This is a genomic window from Pseudarthrobacter chlorophenolicus (genome assembly GCF_000962805.1).
GTDB classification, from domain to species: domain Bacteria; phylum Actinomycetota; class Actinomycetes; order Actinomycetales; family Micrococcaceae; genus Arthrobacter; species Arthrobacter chlorophenolicus_A.
In genome coordinates, this window is sequence record NZ_JZTW01000039.1 from 1 (window position 1) to 2,028 (window position 2,028).

The window sequence follows — 2,028 nt, forward strand, 5'->3', positions numbered from 1 at the left end:
ATCCAATGTGATCACCTTCCATAATGGTCAGTGGCCTCATTTTCAGTTGGCGTATTTGGCCCTATTTTCGGCTGGCGTCAACACTGCCGTGCTGCCGGCCGCACGCAGCTTCCTGGAAAACGATCCCCTTGTGGTCGCGGCACGCCCCATCCTGCAGCAGGTGGCCTCGCAGACCGGACTGACGGCGTCGCTGTATTCCCGGCTGGGCTTCGAGCGCATCCTGGTGGCGCGCGTGGACGGCGAGGCGCCACTGCGCTACGACCTTCCGCTGGGCAAGCGGCTCCCGCTGACGCTCGGCGCCGCGGGGAAGATCCTGCTGGCATCGGCGTCTGACGACGAACTTCAGCAGGTGGTCACGGCGGCAGTGGCGTCCGGCCAGGAAGAGCCGGACCTGACGGCCGATGTCCTCCGCGGGCGTCTTCCCGAACCCGGGACCGACTACGCCTACTCCGCCGACGAGCGGGCCACCGGTGTCCTCTCGGTGGCCATGGCCGTACCTAACAGGACGGGCCGGCCCACCGAATCCATCTCACTGACCAGCCCGGTTGAGGCCGCCAGGGAGGCCACCCTGAAAGCCGGGGTCCCGGAACTGCGCCGCGCCGCCGGCCGCCTCTCCGAGCTGCTGGAGGGCTCCGTCTACTAAGCAGCTGGGCCCAAACTGGCCCAGCTTTCGGGGCGATGTCCCTGAAAACTCAGTGGCCCTTGGTGACGTTAGGCCGCAAAACCGGGCCAGTTTGATGTCAGGCTTCCCCGGACCACGTGCCGACCGCCTGGGCAAGGCCCTCAGCAGCGCCCACCCCAGGAATACTGAGCCCAGATCATTCGCTTGCTGCGGCTCCTGCCTTCATTCGACCAATCGGTATTCAGCCGCCGTTGGAATGCCGTTGAGCATGCCTTTCGTTACGACACGTGAGTACCAGCCCATGTCGAATTCGTATTCGCGGCCCGGCTTGAAGGAGGAAGCCACGTCCTGTTGGTTGTCGAAGGTCACGCCCCTGTTCACGACGAGGGGTCCGCAGTTCGAAGTCTCGATCAGCACTGATGCGGTCGAAGCGGAACCTCTCGAACCCCCGGAACTGGTCCTCGGTTCAGCGGACACCACCTCACATCGGCTGGCTTCCACCTGGATCCTGTCCAATAGCGGGCTGAACAAAACACCTCCAACGGCGCCTACCATCACGATGGCGGCGAAGATCAAGGCGGCTTTCCGAGGTGCGGTCCGGCTCAGCCTCGGCCCTCGCGGGTCTTCTGCGCGCCGCGCGGAAGGGGTGCTGCCATCTTGGGCGCGCACCAATTCCGGGGAGACGTCACTTCTGCCGTGCATTGGTGGGAGCCCGAGCTCACTCAAGCGTGCGTCGAGCTTGCGTGCGCTGGCCTGGCGCTTCCGCCGCACATATTCGGCACGGCACTGCATCGTCGTCCAACCGGCGTCCCGTTGCGCGGCCCACTGCCGGCGAGCAGGAGTTGTGGCGATGAAGAGAGTGAGAGCAACCCCTAGGGCAACGATCTGCCCAAGTCCCCCAAATGCGAGTCCGAACATCCCTATGTTGGCAATCGTCTCAGGGCCGGAATGTGCTGCGTAGCTGGTGCTTTCGCGCATCCCCAAGCACATTCCTACAAAGCTTAGGGGCACGACGATAAGCAGCGTGTACCGCCAGAGATACGACCAAAACCGCCAGTGCGTCGGCGGCTTCTCCCCTCTGACGGACGGTGAGCTTCTGACCGTGCCCGTACGAGCTGCGGTATCAGTGCCGGCGTCTTCCCCTCGTTGCCGCTGCCATCCATGCTCTGGGTTCGAAGTAGGGGTCACCTCTGACGGCCGGTCTCGTCAGCAGGTACTGCGTTGACTCGTTCCACGTGTTCAACAGTAGTCCGGCAAAAACAGGCAGTGGATCTGCATCGGCCCTCGTCAGGGCTCCCAACCAACTCATTGTCTCGAAACCCTAGGGATTCGAGGCACTGAGGTTATGAGACACAGGAATTCAACTCTCCCGTAAGGGGATCCTGTACCGGCAACTGGGATGCATC

At 63.3% G+C, this 2,028-nt stretch carries 2 protein-coding genes; one reads left to right on the top strand and one right to left on the bottom strand.

All coding sequences use genetic code 11. The features are described from left to right. Positions 1-643, top strand: a 643-nt coding sequence (locus UC32_RS19940) for an IclR family transcriptional regulator (RefSeq protein ID WP_235423716.1), incomplete at its 5' end; no start/stop codon positions are given. Between the two features lie 201 nt (positions 644-844). On the opposite strand, the gene UC32_RS19945 is transcribed toward UC32_RS19940, so the two are convergent. Then, complete coding sequence (locus UC32_RS19945) at positions 845-1,600, bottom strand: hypothetical protein (RefSeq protein WP_052690620.1); 756 nt, start codon at positions 1,598-1,600, stop codon at positions 845-847. Positions 1,601-2,028 lie beyond the last annotated feature (428 nt).